The sequence below is a fragment of the Iodobacter fluviatilis genome, assembly GCF_004194535.1.
Classification (GTDB): domain Bacteria; phylum Pseudomonadota; class Gammaproteobacteria; order Burkholderiales; family Chitinibacteraceae; genus Iodobacter; species Iodobacter fluviatilis_A.
In genome coordinates this window covers 1,143,375-1,157,711 of record NZ_CP025781.1, presented here as the reverse complement: position 1 = coordinate 1,157,711, position 14,337 = coordinate 1,143,375, and the positions used below count along the sequence as shown (strand labels likewise).

The following is a 14,337-nucleotide window of genomic DNA, read 5'->3' as shown; positions in this document are numbered from 1 at the left end:
GTAAAGACAATATAGGTGTGAATTAAATGAGATGCTTTAGATGGTTATACTGATGCTACTGGACGTATATTGAGCTTGTAAGAAACTGCCAAGCGATTTTACCTTGTTACAAATCCCTTGCAGAAATTGTTTTAGGAATCCTATGAATCACAAAGCTCGGCGACCTACTTTGCAAGATGTTGCCGATAAAGTAGGTGCCTCCAAAATGACCGTTAGCCGCTATCTGCGTGAGCCGCAGCAAGTGGCGGTGGCAACGGCGCAGAAAATTGCACTGGCAATGGAGGAGCTGGGGTACATCCATAATCGTGTGCCCGATATGCTGGCGAATGCCAAAAGCCGTGCAATAGGTGTGTTACTACCTTCGATGTCAAATCAGGTTTTTTCCAGTGTAGTACGTGGTATTGAGTCGGTAACTGGGCCAGCTGGATTACACGCGCTCTATGGTCATTATGGCTATACCATGGCGCGGGAAGAGCAGCAGATTGAGCAATTACTTTCGTTTAATGTCGATGGGCTGATTTTGTCTGAAACGCAGCATACTGATCGCACCTTAAGAATGTTGGAAATCGCCGCTATTCCCGTGGTAGAAATTATGGAGCTGCCTGAGCGGCCGATTGATTTGGCGGTTGGCTTAAATCATGCCGCCGCGGCGCAAGTGATGGTGAGTTTAATGCTGGTTAAAGGGCGCAAGCGGATTGCCTATCTGGCGGCACGTTTAGACCATAGAACTCGCCAGCGTGAAGCAGGGTATTTAGCGGCACTGGCTAAGGCGGGTTTTGAGCCTATTCTGATTCACACCGATCAGCCTTCCTGCTTTACCTTAGGCGGGCAATTATTACGTGATGCGCTGCAAGTTGCGCCTGATTTGGATGGGGTGTTTTGCACCAATGATGATATTGCTGCGGGGGCGATGTTGGCCTGCCAAGCATTGGGGCTTCGTGTACCAGAGCAAATCAGCGTGGCAGGATTTAATGCCCTCGATATTGGCCTAGCCCTAGCACCACAGCTAGCCAGCGTAATTACCCCGCGTGAAGCGATTGGCCGGCTGGCTGCTGAGCGTTTAATTGGCAGGATAGAGGGCCGTCATTACCCTGACAAGGTGGTGGATTTAGCTTATGAAATTTTTCTAGGCCAAAGCTTGTAGGGGGGCGGATAGCCGCCCCTCTCTGTGTTTATGAGGACAATCTGCTAGTTAAAATAGTCCAACTCCAGTGCAGATTTTACTTCGCCCAAAGTTGCTGCGGCGATGGTGCGCGCATGCATCGTGCCTGCTTTTAAGATTTGCATAACATGGGCAGGATCTTTGGCTAGCTCAAGACGGCGCGTGCGGATCGGCGCGATCAACTCTTGCAGGCGTACCTCTAAATGCTGCTTGATCACTGAATCGGCCAAGCCACCCTTGCGGTATTTGGCTTTCAAATCGTCAATGAAACTAATATCAGGTTCAAAAGCATCAAGAAAGGTAAAGACGGCGTTGCCTTCAACTTGGCCTGGATCGTTAATTCTTAAGTGCTTCGCATCGGTGTACATGCTTTTAACGTATAGGCTAATTTCATCTGGGCTAGCCGATAAATGCAGCGCATTACCTTGAGATTTACTCATTTTGCTTTGGCCATCTGCGCCTGGTAGGCGGCCGGTTTGCGGGATAATCGCACGGGTTTCTAGCAGAATATCTTTACCCACTAGGGTATTAAAGCGGCGCACAATTTCATTGGTTTGCTCGATCATCGGCGCTTGATCTGCACCTACTGGCACCGCAGTGGCTTTAAAGGCGGTAATGTCGGCCGCTTGGCTCACTGGGTAGCTTAAAAATCCTGCGGGAATATCACGCTGGAAGTTTTTTTGGCGAATTTCTTCTTTCACCGTAGGGTTACGTTCTAAGCGCGCCACCGTTACCAAATTCATAAAGTAGTAAGTCAGCTCAGATAGCTCAGGAACTTGCGATTGAATAAAAATGGTGTTTTTAGCAGGATCAAGGCCAACTGCTAGGTAGTCAAGCGCGACTTCCAATACATTGCGGTGTACTGCATCGTGATCGGTATCGGTGAGTGCTTGCGCATCGGCCAGCATTAAAAATTGGGTGTGTTTATCTTGAAATGCGAGGCGGTTTTGTAATGAGCCAACAAAGTGGCCCAGATGCAATGGGCCAGTTGTGCGGTCGCCAGTCAGAATAATATGCGAAGTCATGCTCTCGATCCTTGTGTGGATTTACGCCGCCGAGCCCATGGGGTGTGTAAAAACAACAATGCCGCCTGGACCGGCGGCATCGTTCAAATAAATGAGTCTAGGCCGCCAGTAACATATAGTGGCGGTAGCACCAGCTCGTTGGCTGGGAAATAAGGGGGCGTTGAAGTGCGTTCATGGGCTCTACTATTGCAGCTTTTAGACCGCTTGTCTATATTAGCAAGCTATTTATTGATAATTATTATCATTTACTGTGTGTGGTGATGACAAACTGGGCAGGCAGGATCTTGTTTGTAGCGCATTTCACGCCAAGCCATATTCCGAGCATCTAATAGCTGCAAGCGCCCAATCAGCGGCGTGCCTATTCCCACCAGTAGTTTGAGCGCCTCTGCGGCTTGAGCCGCGCCAATAATCCCTACCAGAGGGGCAAATACGCCGAAGGTGGCGCATGGGCCATCGCTAGTGTCGCCTTCTTCCCCAAACAAACAGTGGTAGCAGGGAGCATTACTGAGGCGTGAATCAAAAGTGGTGAGCTGACCGTCAAAGCGTACCGCTGCGCCTGAAACCAGTGGTACTTTGTGTACGACACAGGCGCGGTTTACCGCGTGGCGAGTGGCAAAATTATCGCAGCAATCCAGCACAATATCGGCCGCTGCCACGAGTTGATCTAGCTCGGCTGCCGTGGCGCGTGTGGTGATTGCATTGATTTTTATTTGCGGGTTGATTGCGATAGCCGCCACTCTGGCAGATAAGGCTTTGTTCTGCCCAAGGCTGGCTGTGTTATGGATAATCTGACGTTGTAAATTAGATAATTCCACATGATCGTCATCTACCATACTGAGTGTGCCAACGCCTGCGGAGGCTAGGTACAGTGCCGCGGGTGAGCCTAAGCCTCCCGCTCCAATCAGCAGAATATGGGAATTGCTGATCGCCAACTGGCCTTCAATACCGATTTCATCGAGTAAAATATGGCGGCTATAGCGCAGTAAATCTTGATCGCTAAGATCCGCTTCGTTAGCAACAGATTGGAGAGGCATTCGGCTGATCATATCTAAAAATCACAATAAAGAAGGAGATTATACGGAGGTTGTGGGATGGTTTTTTGCGCGTGCATTGCAATGCTTAAGTGGGAGTGTTTTATAAATACCGCCGTAACTCCTCCGGCGTTTCATCGTGATCACCGTGTGGGTGATTATCCCAAACCTTAACATAGACATCGCGGCTTTTAATATTGTGCTCGGGGATTTCTAAATTGCTACGAGCGATATCTTCGCAATAATAAATAAGAGCGCGTTTGATTTTGCTTAGGATGCTTTCATCCAAATGAAAGCCTGCCGCTTTGAGCTGATTTTCGATGCTTTGTAATGTGTGTTCTTTGATTTGGTAGCGCACACAGATGCGATGTTTGCTGGCAAAGATTTGAACGGAAATGCCCGTTAGCGTTGCCAGAAATTGAAACGCATGGTTGGCCTGGGCAGGGCGCGGATAAAATTGAATATCGTGTTGCCTAGAGAGAGGGTCTGCTGGCTTCATCATTATTCTCCGCTTTTGCGAGCTTGCATGGGTAGATAAAGCTTGCCCACCCAAAGCATCCATGAAGGGCAAGCCCCTCATGGATATTTTGCGTTATGACTACGGCTTAGCGGGTGCTGCTACAGCTTTATTTTGTAAAATTTGCTGAACTTTTAAAATATTTAGCGCTTGTTGCAGTTGGTAGTCATTTTTAGAAGCCAGCTCGCGTGGGGTGTCTTCCGCCGTTTCGCTTACAGCTCCTTTAGGTTTTTGGGCCTTGATGACGGCTTTAGGCTCGGATGCCGCTTTACCTGCGTCTTTTTCATTTGGGTTATCCAAACGATGGCCTAAATCAGCTTCACGAATACGGAAGGCGCTTTGTTCCTTGCCATTGAGGGTTGCTTCTTCAACCTCGATATCCGGAGTGATCCCTTTTAACTGAATCGAGCGGCCTAGCGGGGTGAAATAGCGTGCGGTGGTGAGCTTCAGAGCCGTTTTGTTATCAATCGGCATGATGGTTTGTACCGATGCTTTACCAAAAGTCTGAGTCCCAACTACGATGGCGCGCTTATGATCTTGCAATGCACCCGCTACGATTTCTGAAGCAGAAGCCGATCCACCATTGACCAAGATGACCAGTGGTACGGTTTTGACTTCTTTTGGTGTGTTTTTAAAGTAATCATCTTTACCACTTTCGCGTAGATAGTTTTCCTTGCTAGCGGTGAGCTTGATCTTAGAATCCGGTGTGCGGCCTTCGGTGTAAACCACCAGCGTATCTTTAGGTAAGAATGCTGCGGATACACCCACTGCACCGTTTAGCAAACCACCCGGATCATTACGCAAATCTAAGACGACGCCTTTGAGGGGCGCTTTGTTTTCTTTATAAAGCGCTTCTAAGGCTTGGGCGACGTTTTCTGTGGTGTGTTCTTGGAATTGCGCCACACGGATATAGCCGTAGCCAGGTTCGGCAAGCTTAGATTTCACGCTTTGCACTTTAATCACCGCTCGTTTTAGCGATAGCACAATTGGCTTGCTTTCGCCTTTGCGTAACATGGTGAGCGTTACGGATGTACCGATCTTGCCGCGCATCTTGGTCACGGCATCATTAAGCGACATGCCTTGCACAGGTGTTTCGTCGATTTTAGCGATAAAGTCACCGGCTTTTACGCCTGCGCGGTAAGCAGGGGTGTCTTCGATTGGCGAGACGACTCGAACCAAGCCGTCTTCCATGCTGACTTCTATGCCCAAACCACCAAACTCACCTTGGGTTTGGATTTGCATATCTTTAAATGCATCGGCATCTAGATAGCTTGAGTGGGGGTCAAGGCCAGAAACCATGCCTTTGATGGCTTCTGTAATCAGCTTTTTATCTTCAACTGGCTCAACATAGCTTTGCTTAATCAGGCCAAACACCGTTGAAAATGCCCGTAGCTCTTCAACGGGCAGAGGGTTCCCGCCTGCATCTTTATCGGCGACGGCATTAAAGGAAAGACTGAGGGCAACGCCCAGACCTGCGCCTGCCAGTAGCAAGGCGATCTTTTGGAGCTTTGGTTTTTTGCTGCTCGAGGACATCCGCGTTTTCCTGTTATAGGCTTACTGACATGGGTTTTGTTCTTAATGTTTAGGGTGTTCTTGATGCTTTTTGCTACGAAAAGCACTAAAGGCATAAAAAAATGACCTTAGATGCGGTGCAATATCGTGATTTGATTTAATAATCTTATTTGGTATAGCAAATACTTCCTATGGTCTATTGACGTTTCATTCACGGCTGCGTTTGGCACAGTTTTGGGGCTGAACAAGGAGAAAATTGCGATATGGTACGAGTACCATGAGCGATTTTTAACGCCGTGCAGTCCCAAAAATGGGCTAAACCCGAAGGGCTGAGCCGGAAAATGGCCATTCAATGCGTTATGCTCCTCGACAATAACCCGTTATTGCCTTCGTCACATGCCTTGTGCCTAGCCGTTTTCCGGCTCAGCGCAATGGCGAATGAAACGTCAACAGACCCTAGGCCAATGGCTTTGCAACTTATGCGGGAGAAGCCCATTTGCTTAATACTCATTAGCCAGCCCACGCTAGTGGGTCAACAGGGCGGCCGTTTTGCCTGAGTTCAAAGTATAAGCCGGAATCAGCCATCCCACCGCTGTTCCCACTGGTGGCAATACTGTCTCCTGCCTTAATCGTATCACCTACTTGCTTAAGAATGCTCTCATTCGCGGCGTAAATACTCATATATCCACTGCCGTGATCCACAATCAGCATATTACCAAAGCCACGCAGCCATTCGGCAAACACCACACGCCCGCTGGCAACGGCCTTCACGCTCTGGCCGGAGGCGGCGCGGATAAATACGCCTTTCCATTGCCCGCCTTCACCCCGGGTGCTGCCAAAGCGGCCCATAATCTCGCCCTTAATCGGCAATCTGAGCTTGCCTTTGAGGGAAGCAAAGGCTTGGCCTGCTTGGCTGGCATCAGGTAGCGCGGTTGTGGTTTCTGGTGCTGGTTCTGGTTCAGCTTTAGGTGCGGGTTTGCCAGCGGCTTTGGCTTTAGCCTGTGCAGTGGCATTTCTGATGGCGCGTTCTTTGGCTTTTTTCTCTGCTAGCTGCTTGGCTGCGGCGGCTTGCTTTGCGCGCGCTAGCTCTTGGCGTTTAATAATTGCATTGAGTTTATCAACTAGGCCAGTTAGGCGTTTTTCATCGGCAGCGAGCTTTTGGATTTGATTTCGCTGGCTATTGATTTCTTGTGACAGGCTGTTCACAATTTGTTTTTTTTCTTGCTGCTCAGAAACCAGTATTTCTTTTTGCTGCTTTTTGCGTTGGGCAAGCTGTTGCAAGGCTTCGTTTTTTTGGCGAATTTCTTCGGAAAGCTGGGATAGTTCGGCCAGCTGCGCTTCTAGTTTATTGGTCAATTGCAGCTGAGAGCGGCTGATATAGCGGTAGTAGGTGAGCTCGCGGCTGACTTGATTAGGGTCTTGTTGATTAAGTAGTAAGCGCCAAGCTTCAATTTGGCCCGCCTTGTAACGGGTCTTGAGGATCTTTCCAAGCCTGACTTGACTGGCTTGAATGCCTCTACGAGTATGGCTAATATCATTTTCTAGACGTTTAATTTCGGCTGAGCTTAAGGCTTGTTCTTCTTGCATGCTGCTTAGCACACGATTGGCGTCAGAAATGGCTGTTTCTGAATCTTTTAAAGCGTCGCTGGCTTCGCTTCGGTGGGATTCATTGGCAGCCAGATCTTTTTTAAGCTCTTGCAATTGACCACGTAAGTCTTTTAGCTCGGCCTGCTTAGCCTGTGATTCTTGCTGCGGAGCGGCAGGGGTAGCAGGTGCAGCCAGTGCACCGCTTGTAAGTAATAAAAGAAGTAGTGGTCTAAGCAATTTAGAAATTCACCAATGATTTACCCGTCATTTCTTCGGGCTGATTAAGGCCCATTAAGGCCAGCATGGTTGGTGCAATATCGCGTAATGCGCCGCTACCACGAGCCGCCATTGTTGCTGGCCGGCCAATATAAATAAATGGAACTTGATCCGTGGTGTGCTGGGTATGCGGCTGATGCGCGGTATGGTCATACATCAATTCACAATTGCCATGGTCAGCAGTGATTAGGATTTCTCCACCTACTGCAAGCATGGCGTCAACACATTGTGCAACACACTGGTCTAAAGCTTCAACTGCTTTAACTGCTGCGTCAAAAATACCTGAGTGGCCCACCATATCGCCATTGGCATAGTTACAGATAATGACAGAGTATTGCTTGGATTCGATGGCTGCCACAATTTGCCGAGTGACTTCTGGTGCGCTCATTTCTGGCTGCAAATCGTAAGTGGCTACTTTAGGTGAAGGCACTAAGATGCGGTCTTCCCCTGCAAATTCTTTTTCTTCGCCGCCAGAGAAAAAATAAGTGACATGTGGGTATTTTTCGGTTTCGGCGATGCGTAGTTGTTTCAAGCCTTGAGCGGCAACGTATTCACCAAAGCTATTTTTTACTTTTGGCTTATTGTAGGCGACAAGCAGGCTTGGATAGGCTGCGCCATAGTTGGTAGCCGTGCTAAATGAGGCAAATTTTGGCTGACGCGCTTTAAAGCCATCAAAACTGGCATCGGTGAGTGCTGTGGTGATTTGGCGAGCCCGGTCGGCGCGGAAATTCATAAAGATCACCACATCACCATCTTGCATCGATGATTTTTCACCAATAGCGGTGGCAGAGATAAACTCATCGTTTTCATCGCGAGCGTAACCAGCGGCCAGTGCATCTGCAGCGTTGTTTGCATGAAATAGGCCTTCACCTTCCACCATGACCTTATAGGCGGGTTCTACGCGCTCCCAACGCTTATCTCTATCCATCGCCCAGTAGCGGCCAGTCACCGAGACAATCCGCGCAACTGGGTGGGCGTCGCACACGGCTTGTAATTTGGCGAGGTAAACGGCGGCGCTGCGTGGTGGAGTATCTCGGCCATCAAGGAAGGCATGCACATGGATTTGTGTAACACCAGCATCACTGGCTGCGGTGATCAAAGCATTTACATGGGCTTCGTGACAATGTACGCCACCATCAGAAATCAAGCCCAAAATATGCAATGTTTTGCTGCTATTCTTGGCTTGCGAAATGGCCTCAGCAAACACAGGGTTTTGACCAATGGAGCCATCTGCAACGTCACAATCAATGCGGCTGATGTCTTGCTGCAACACGCGCCCAGCGCCAATATTTAGATGACCTACTTCAGAGTTGCCAAATTGGCCCTTAGGCAGGCCTACGTATTCTTCTGAGGCGTTAATTGTGGTCCACGGGTAGGTGGCAAATAAACGATCTAAATGAGGCTTGTTGGCGGCTGCGATGGCGTTATCAGTTGTCTCTTCTCGGTAACCGAAGCCGTCTAGAATGAGTAACAAGACAGGTTTCACGTTTTGGCTCATATTGAATTTATCCCTATGATGTTTGCTTACGCAGGTTTGTTACGCAAACAATTTTTAAATATCACTAGTATTCTAACGCATTGCATAATAGCCTCTATAACGTTTGGCAATATTTCTACCCTAATCAGCAATATATAATTAGAATATCCCCTTAAACCTTTTATTTTTCAGATAGTGATTATGGCCAATTCCATTGAGCATATGGACGACCCCCACATAGATCAGGCTTCGCGTGCAATGAAAGCAATGTCGCACCCGCTGCGCTTAAAAATTCTCTGTGTTTTAGGGGATAAAGAAGTTAGCGTGCAAGATATTGTGGAGCAAGTAGGCACCACACAATCGAATATTTCCCAGCATCTGGCTTTGATGCGGGAAAAAGGTGTGTTGCGTACGCGCAAAGATGCTAATCGGGTTTTTTACCGTGTTGGTGATTTGCGTACTCTTGAAGTGATTGTGATGCTTAGAAATGTGTTTTGCGGCTTTTAGCTGTTTACATCGCGTACCAAGTACGCGATGTTGCCCTAATATAAATTTACAATTATTTACTTAATTCTTTTAAGTAACCTTCTAGTTTTTCTTTTTTGAGCCGCCCTAATTCTATTGCGACGCGCTCTCCCTTTGCATTGTAAATTGCGGTAAAGGGTAAGCCACCAAGCTGATTACCTTCTTTTCGCATCAGCTCCATTGCATTGGCATCACCCACTAATATTGGGTAATTAATTCCATATTGTTTGGAAAAGGTGCTGACGTCTTTTGCGTCATCAATGGCAATGCCAATAAACTGTACCTTTCCAGCATACTTTTTTTGTAAAGCAATAAATTCTGGAATTTCTTCGCGGCATGGGCTGCACCACGTTGCCCAATAGTTCATGATGACTGGTTTACCTTTCCACTGTGCAAAAGATTGAGCATTGTTTTTTAAATCAGGTAGTTGGGCTGTGAATATCCCTTCTGCCTGCGCTAAAGCACTGATAAAACTGAATGCAATAAGCCAATGTTTCATTGTGCTTCCTTTTTAACTCGGTTTAATGTGGCTTTAAATGCTGCGGGATCTTGGTAGCCAATCACACGCTCATTTAAAAATTGCCCTTGGTTACCAGTAAATAAAATAGCGGGGGGGCCAAATAGCTTAAAGCGTTTTAATAATGCTTGGTCTGCGGGATTATTTTGGGTTACATCGGCACGCAGTAATACCATCTTGGATAATGTGGCTTGAATCTCTGGATCGCTCAGGGTATCGCGCTCAAACTCTTTGCAGGCAATACACCAATCAGCATAAAAATCTAACACAACAATTTGGCCATTGGCATTGGCAATGGAGCGATCTAATTCTGCCACGGAACTAATTGCAGCAAATTGCGGCCCAGTTGTTTCGCTTGTTTTTTCCCACAATGGTCGAGCCACCCATACTGCCATAACCAGTAATAAGACACCGAAGACTATTCTAATCCCCTGCATGAATTTGCCTGATAGCTTGGGTAAGACGCTGCCACCAAACACGCCGATGGCAAGTAAGGGCAAGCCTAGACCAAGCGCCAGCATGTATAGAGCGCTACCACCGAGTAGTAGATCTCCCGTTTGGCCTAAATAAGCCAATGCAGCAGCCAATGGCGGGACAATGCAAGGCCCAACGATCAGCGCTGAAAGTGCTCCCATCGCAAATACGGAGGTAAATTGGCCACCAGGTAGGAGATTGGCCCATTGATTCATTTTGCTTTGGATGCCGCCCGACAGTTGCAGATCAAACAGCCCAAACATAGCCAGCGCCATGAAAACAAAAAACATGGAAAATATGGCAATAACAAAAGGTTGTTGTAAGGTAACAACAAGTAAGGTGCCGGTAGCGGCGGCTGCAATGCCAATTAGGGTGTAGCTCAGTGCCAAGCCTTGCACATAGGTAAATGTCAACCCCAAAGCGCGCATTTTGCCCTGCTGACCATTACCTAAAACAATGCCTGAGACAATAGGAATCAAGGGATACATGCAGGAGGTGAGTGCTAAACCCAGCCCCGCTAAAAAAAATATGCCGAGAGTGGTTAAAAACCCACCACTGAAAAAAACATCGGCCCCGCTGGGGCCGATTGCTACGGGAGTGTTGTTCTTGCCAAAAAGCTGTTCTAGCGCGTCTTTGGGCTCGTCGCCTATTTTAAGTTGCTGGGTTTGCGGCGGGTAACACACGCCAACTTCGGCACAGCCTTGGAACTTAGCACTAATGGCCATATCTAATGGAACAGGTGCGGTGGATTTGAGCCGAACTGCGGTATCGTACTTGTAAACGTGCACTTTACCAAAGCTAGGGTCGTTTTTTTCTGCACCAATCGGGAAATCAGGCGTGAGCTGTGGATTGGCTTTAAAGCTAATCCGGTCTCGATAGAGGTAATAGCCGGGTGCCACTTTAAAACGAACTTCCAATGTATGGTCATCAATCTGTACCATGTAAGCTTGGAAGGCTTTTTCTGGAGGTAATAAGTCATCTGTTGCATTGGCGGAGCCGATGAGCAAGAAAAAGCTAAATAGGCGAAATAGAGAGATCATTCGATAGCTTCCTTAGAGCCAACAGAGTCTTGTACCCAGTTTAGATAGGCGGGCAGTCCTGCGGTGAGGCTTAGGGCGATAATTTCTGCTACCTCATACGGGTGATGTGCGGCTAGCCAAGCTTCTAAAGCAGGGTAGGCGGTTTGGGTCGTTTTAATCAAGAGGGGAACTTCCCTTGTAGATTCGATTCTTTCGTTCCATAAGTAGGTAGATTGCACGGGGGCTAATTGGTTCACACAGGCCGCTAGGCGCGCTGCTACAACACCGCTGGCTAAACGATTTGCTACATCTTCGTCTGGGCAATTGCACAGCACGATCAAAATATTATTTGGAGTTGACATGCCTTACCTGCTGTTATTGTTGTTTGTAGCCTATCCGATTGCTGAAATTATCTCGATTGTTTTACTGGCAAAAGCTATCGGTATTTTTTGGGTGGTGCTGTGGCTGATTGTGGCGTTTTTTAGTGGTTTGCTGATGCTACGCCATCATAAACTCGCCGTGGGTGCTGCCCTGTTTAATGATGTGCGTTCTGGGCGCTTAAGGGTTAGTAGCTTATTTGCCGTTGCTCGTTATTATATTGCTGCGTTACTGCTGCTGTTGCCGGGTATTTTGGGCGACGTGGTGGCGCTTGTATTGCTGTTGCCTTGGGGCTATTTGGTGGGTAATAAGGCGGCCGTTACGCCCGCTTCAGCGAGTGCAGATAGTGATGTCATTGATGGTGAGTACCGGCAAGTTAAACCCGATGTGGATCGCTTGAAAGGCTAAGCTTTATATAGACAAAACGCTCTAGTTACAAATAAAGAGACTCAGAGCACGGGGAGAAAACCAAGGGATTGGCTTTCTCTCCGTGCTTTTTTATTGACTAATGTTACGTGCTCCTCTGTGGTTCAATATTTGGATTTTGCTGAAAACTTCAGTTACTTCAGCATAATCATGCTTACGCCCTGCAAAATAATTTGCTCTAAGCTAGGCACCACAACATTCAGCACCAGTTGAATTCCTAAAATCAGCACCAGTGGTGTGATATCTACGCCACCTATCGGTGGAATAAAGCGATGTAGTGGACGTAGGAATGGTGCGGTAAGCGCGGTTAAAATCGGCATGAGCGGATTGTACGGTGCAAGCCAAGACATCAATGCTTGGCCAATAACGGTGGCAAACAGCAGGTATAGCGACATTTTGCAGATTTCTAATAGGGCCGCAAGGGCTAAAGAAAATAGTGAAAATGGCGCAGTAAAATCAAAAGGCCAGGGTGATAGGGCCAGTAAAGTGGCGTGCATAAGCAGCGCTACTAGCCATGCCAGTACTAAGCTGGCGCTGTCTAGGCCACGAAACGGCGGCAAAATACGCCGTACTGGAATAACGGCCCAGTTGGTGAGTGATAGAACAAATTGCGTCAGTGGGTGCTTAAAAGGAATCCGCGCTGCCTGTAAAAAAAACCTAGCTAAGAGTAGTAGTAGAAAAAACTCGCACAGATTACGGATTAAAAAATTGAGCGTATTGGTCAACATTAGGATTCCTCCCCTAATTCGCGTGAGCGCGCCGCCGCAGCAGCAGCAGCGGCGATAATGGTAGTTCGCACTTGGCTCGTTTCCAGCGCATTAATGGCCCGCTCGGTGGTGCCGCCTTTGGAGGTCACTTTTTTACGCAAAGTGGCGGCATCATCTTCACTTTGTAAGGCCAGCTTCACTGCGCCCTCAAATGTTTTGTAAGCTAATTTACGGGCCACATCAGGTGCAAAGCCTTGAGCGTGCGCTGCGGCTTGTAAGGCTTCCATAAAGTAGAAAACATAAGCGGGGCCAGAGCCAGAAATGGCGGTAATGCCATCAATTTCACTTTCGTTCTCTACCCAAACCATCTCGCCAATCGCGGCGAGCATGCGCTCGGTTAAGGCTCGGTCGGCAGGCGTAACATTGCTAGTGGCGTAAGCCCCTGACATGCCTGCTTGCACAAGTGCCGGGGTATTGGGCATCACGCGCACAATGCGCGGGTAAGCATCTAGCCATTTGGCCAGTGTATCGGCGCGAACGCCAGCTGCAATCGAGATGACTAAGGCGCCATTGATTTGCGCGCAAAGTGATTGTGCCACGGCCTGCAGTTGTTGGGGTTTTACGGCAAATAAAATCACATCGCTAGGTAAAAGTGGTTGATCTGGGCTGCTACATTCAATGGCATAGGTATGACTAAGATGTGCGCGTTGCTCTTCGCTGGGATCAACCACATGGATTTGATTGGTGCTAAAGCCTTGTTTAAGCATGCCACCGATCATGGCGATGGCCATGTTTCCGCCACCGATAAAAGTGATTTTCATAAGTATCCTTAAGGTGAAACGAACGCATCATTTCCCCGTTTAATTGGGGGGCGTGTCGCTCGGTTTCGTAGTGCGGGAGCCGAATAAGGCGGTTCCTATCCGTACTAGCGTTGAACCTTCGCTAATGGCGATTTCTAAATCGCTCGACATGCCCATTGATAAAACATCCAATGTAATGTCGTGGCTCATTAGCTGGCTTTGCAGGTTACGAAGTATCTTAAACTGTGAAGCTAAATGCACCGCATCGCGGCTCGCTTCGGGTATACACATTAATCCGCGTAATTTTATACGAGGAAGTTGACAAATTTTGCTTGCCAGCTCTAAACATTCATCTGGGCTAATGCCTGATTTAGAGACCTCACCCGATACATTAATTTGTATACAGACATTAAGATCGGGTAGATGTTCCGGTCGCTGTGCAGAAAGCCGCTCAACAACCTTTAAACGATCGATTGAATGCACCCAATCCGCTAACTCTGCCACAGATCGGGTTTTATTGCTCTGCAGCGGGCCGATAAAATGCCAAACTAGTGCTTTACAGTCGCTTAAAGCTGCGTGTTTCTCAATCAGCTCTTGTACATAATTTTCGCCAAAGTTCCGCTGACCAGTTAAATAAAGCGCTCTTATGTCGGAACTTGGAAATGTCTTACTAACGGCAAGTAGCACTACACCGCTGCTTTCTCTATGATTTCTTAAGCAGGCATCGGCAATGCGCTCTTGCACGCCTTGCAATGCTGTAAATATCGTTGCCATAATGAGCTCTCAGCTTGAAATATTGTTGGCTATAGAATGAGCCACTCACAATATCGGTAGATATAAAGTGGTGTAAAAAGGCCGCCTTCACGCGCTATGGGGGCCAATATATAGCAGGCGTTTGAACATT

15 protein-coding genes are annotated in these 14,337 nt (G+C 47.8%); 3 read left to right on the top strand and 12 right to left on the bottom strand.

What is annotated here, in order from left to right:
• Positions 1–142: 142 nt before the first annotated feature.
• Positions 143–1,144, top strand: a complete 1,002-nt coding sequence (locus C1H71_RS05035) for a substrate-binding domain-containing protein (protein WP_130105597.1) — start codon at positions 143–145, stop codon at positions 1,142–1,144.
• Between the two features lie 44 nt (positions 1,145–1,188).
• Here the strand turns inward: C1H71_RS05035 and trpS are convergent, their stop codons facing one another.
• The 6 genes from trpS to gpmI form a co-directional block, all read right to left on the bottom strand.
• A complete protein-coding gene (trpS, locus tag C1H71_RS05030) occupies positions 1,189–2,187 on the bottom strand; it encodes a tryptophan--tRNA ligase (RefSeq protein ID WP_130105596.1) in 999 nt (332 codons plus the stop codon).
• A gap of 245 nt (positions 2,188–2,432) precedes the next feature.
• Positions 2,433–3,221 carry a HesA/MoeB/ThiF family protein gene (locus C1H71_RS05025; protein ID WP_130105595.1) on the bottom strand — a complete coding sequence of 263 codons (789 nt, stop codon included), beginning with the start codon at positions 3,219–3,221 and terminating at the stop codon, positions 2,433–2,435.
• Positions 3,222–3,321: 100 nt separating this feature from the next.
• Positions 3,322–3,720 carry a hypothetical protein gene (locus C1H71_RS05020; RefSeq protein ID WP_130105594.1) on the bottom strand — a complete coding sequence of 133 codons (399 nt, stop codon included), beginning with the start codon at positions 3,718–3,720 and terminating at the stop codon, positions 3,322–3,324.
• Positions 3,721–3,816: 96 nt separating this feature from the next.
• Positions 3,817–5,268, bottom strand: coding sequence for a S41 family peptidase (locus tag C1H71_RS05015; RefSeq protein ID WP_130105593.1), 1,452 nt, complete (start codon positions 5,266–5,268; stop codon positions 3,817–3,819).
• Positions 5,269–5,757: 489 nt separating this feature from the next.
• Positions 5,758–7,071, bottom strand: a complete 1,314-nt coding sequence (locus C1H71_RS05010; protein WP_130105592.1) for a murein hydrolase activator EnvC family protein — start codon at positions 7,069–7,071, stop codon at positions 5,758–5,760.
• Position 7,072: 1 nt separating this feature from the next.
• Positions 7,073–8,608, bottom strand: coding sequence for a 2,3-bisphosphoglycerate-independent phosphoglycerate mutase (gpmI, locus tag C1H71_RS05005; RefSeq protein WP_130105591.1), 1,536 nt, complete (start codon positions 8,606–8,608; stop codon positions 7,073–7,075).
• 180 nt (positions 8,609–8,788) lie between these two features.
• Between gpmI and C1H71_RS05000 the strand changes: the two genes are divergently transcribed.
• Positions 8,789–9,094, top strand: coding sequence for an ArsR/SmtB family transcription factor (locus C1H71_RS05000; RefSeq protein WP_130105590.1), 306 nt, complete (start codon positions 8,789–8,791; stop codon positions 9,092–9,094).
• A 52-nt stretch (positions 9,095–9,146) separates the two neighbouring features.
• On the opposite strand, the gene C1H71_RS04995 is transcribed toward C1H71_RS05000, so the two are convergent.
• Genes C1H71_RS04995 through cutA form a run of 3 tightly spaced genes read right to left on the bottom strand, consistent with a single transcriptional unit; the run spans position 9,147 to position 11,484 of the window.
• Positions 9,147–9,611: a TlpA family protein disulfide reductase gene (locus tag C1H71_RS04995; protein WP_130105589.1), complete on the bottom strand. Its 465-nt coding sequence runs from the start codon at positions 9,609–9,611 to the stop codon at positions 9,147–9,149.
• Positions 9,608–11,143, bottom strand: a complete 1,536-nt coding sequence (dsbD, locus tag C1H71_RS04990; protein ID WP_130105588.1) for a protein-disulfide reductase DsbD — start codon at positions 11,141–11,143, stop codon at positions 9,608–9,610. The genes C1H71_RS04995 and dsbD overlap by 4 nt, the downstream gene beginning before the upstream one ends.
• The gene (cutA, locus tag C1H71_RS04985; RefSeq protein WP_130105587.1) at positions 11,140–11,484 is read right to left on the bottom strand and encodes a divalent-cation tolerance protein CutA; all 345 of its coding nucleotides are present in this window, start codon (positions 11,482–11,484) and stop codon (positions 11,140–11,142) included. The genes dsbD and cutA overlap by 4 nt, the downstream gene beginning before the upstream one ends.
• Here cutA and C1H71_RS04980 point away from each other — a divergent pair.
• Positions 11,483–11,908, top strand: a complete 426-nt coding sequence (locus C1H71_RS04980; protein WP_130105586.1) for an FxsA family protein — start codon at positions 11,483–11,485, stop codon at positions 11,906–11,908. The two genes, cutA and C1H71_RS04980, sit on opposite strands and share 2 nt — an antisense overlap.
• A 152-nt stretch (positions 11,909–12,060) precedes the next feature.
• Here the strand turns inward: C1H71_RS04980 and C1H71_RS04975 are convergent, their stop codons facing one another.
• Genes C1H71_RS04975 through C1H71_RS04965 form a run of 3 tightly spaced genes read right to left on the bottom strand, consistent with a single transcriptional unit; the run spans position 12,061 to position 14,207 of the window.
• Positions 12,061–12,654, bottom strand: a complete 594-nt coding sequence (locus tag C1H71_RS04975; RefSeq protein WP_130105585.1) for a YggT family protein — start codon at positions 12,652–12,654, stop codon at positions 12,061–12,063.
• Positions 12,654–13,454: a pyrroline-5-carboxylate reductase gene (proC, locus tag C1H71_RS04970; protein WP_130105584.1), complete on the bottom strand. Its 801-nt coding sequence runs from the start codon at positions 13,452–13,454 to the stop codon at positions 12,654–12,656. The genes C1H71_RS04975 and proC overlap by 1 nt, the downstream gene beginning before the upstream one ends.
• Before the next feature lie 39 nt (positions 13,455–13,493).
• Positions 13,494–14,207: a YggS family pyridoxal phosphate-dependent enzyme gene (locus tag C1H71_RS04965; RefSeq protein ID WP_188053598.1), complete on the bottom strand. Its 714-nt coding sequence runs from the start codon at positions 14,205–14,207 to the stop codon at positions 13,494–13,496.
• Between the last annotated feature and the right edge of the window lie 130 nt (positions 14,208–14,337).

Bases quoted from the DNA above. Each gene is read 5' to 3' on its own strand.
- C1H71_RS05035 (WP_130105597.1), top strand. From the start codon at position 143: ATGAATCACAAAGCTCGGCGACCTACTTTGCAAGATGTTGCCGATAAA.
- gpmI (WP_130105591.1), bottom strand. From the start codon at position 8,608: ATGAGCCAAAACGTGAAACCTGTCTTGTTACTCATTCTAGACGGCTTC.
- C1H71_RS05020 (WP_130105594.1), bottom strand. From the start codon at position 3,720: ATGATGAAGCCAGCAGACCCTCTCTCTAGGCAACACGATATTCAATTT.
- C1H71_RS04980 (WP_130105586.1), top strand. From the start codon at position 11,483: ATGCCTTACCTGCTGTTATTGTTGTTTGTAGCCTATCCGATTGCTGAA.
- C1H71_RS05000 (WP_130105590.1), top strand. From the start codon at position 8,789: ATGGCCAATTCCATTGAGCATATGGACGACCCCCACATAGATCAGGCT.
- C1H71_RS04975 (WP_130105585.1), bottom strand. From the start codon at position 12,654: ATGTTGACCAATACGCTCAATTTTTTAATCCGTAATCTGTGCGAGTTT.
- C1H71_RS04995 (WP_130105589.1), bottom strand. From the start codon at position 9,611: ATGAAACATTGGCTTATTGCATTCAGTTTTATCAGTGCTTTAGCGCAG.
- cutA (WP_130105587.1), bottom strand. From the start codon at position 11,484: ATGTCAACTCCAAATAATATTTTGATCGTGCTGTGCAATTGCCCAGAC.
- proC (WP_130105584.1), bottom strand. From the start codon at position 13,454: ATGAAAATCACTTTTATCGGTGGCGGAAACATGGCCATCGCCATGATC.
- C1H71_RS04965 (WP_188053598.1), bottom strand. From the start codon at position 14,207: ATGGCAACGATATTTACAGCATTGCAAGGCGTGCAAGAGCGCATTGCC.
- C1H71_RS05015 (WP_130105593.1), bottom strand. From the start codon at position 5,268: ATGTCCTCGAGCAGCAAAAAACCAAAGCTCCAAAAGATCGCCTTGCTA.
- dsbD (WP_130105588.1), bottom strand. From the start codon at position 11,143: ATGATCTCTCTATTTCGCCTATTTAGCTTTTTCTTGCTCATCGGCTCC.
- C1H71_RS05025 (WP_130105595.1), bottom strand. From the start codon at position 3,221: ATGCCTCTCCAATCTGTTGCTAACGAAGCGGATCTTAGCGATCAAGAT.
- trpS (WP_130105596.1), bottom strand. From the start codon at position 2,187: ATGACTTCGCATATTATTCTGACTGGCGACCGCACAACTGGCCCATTG.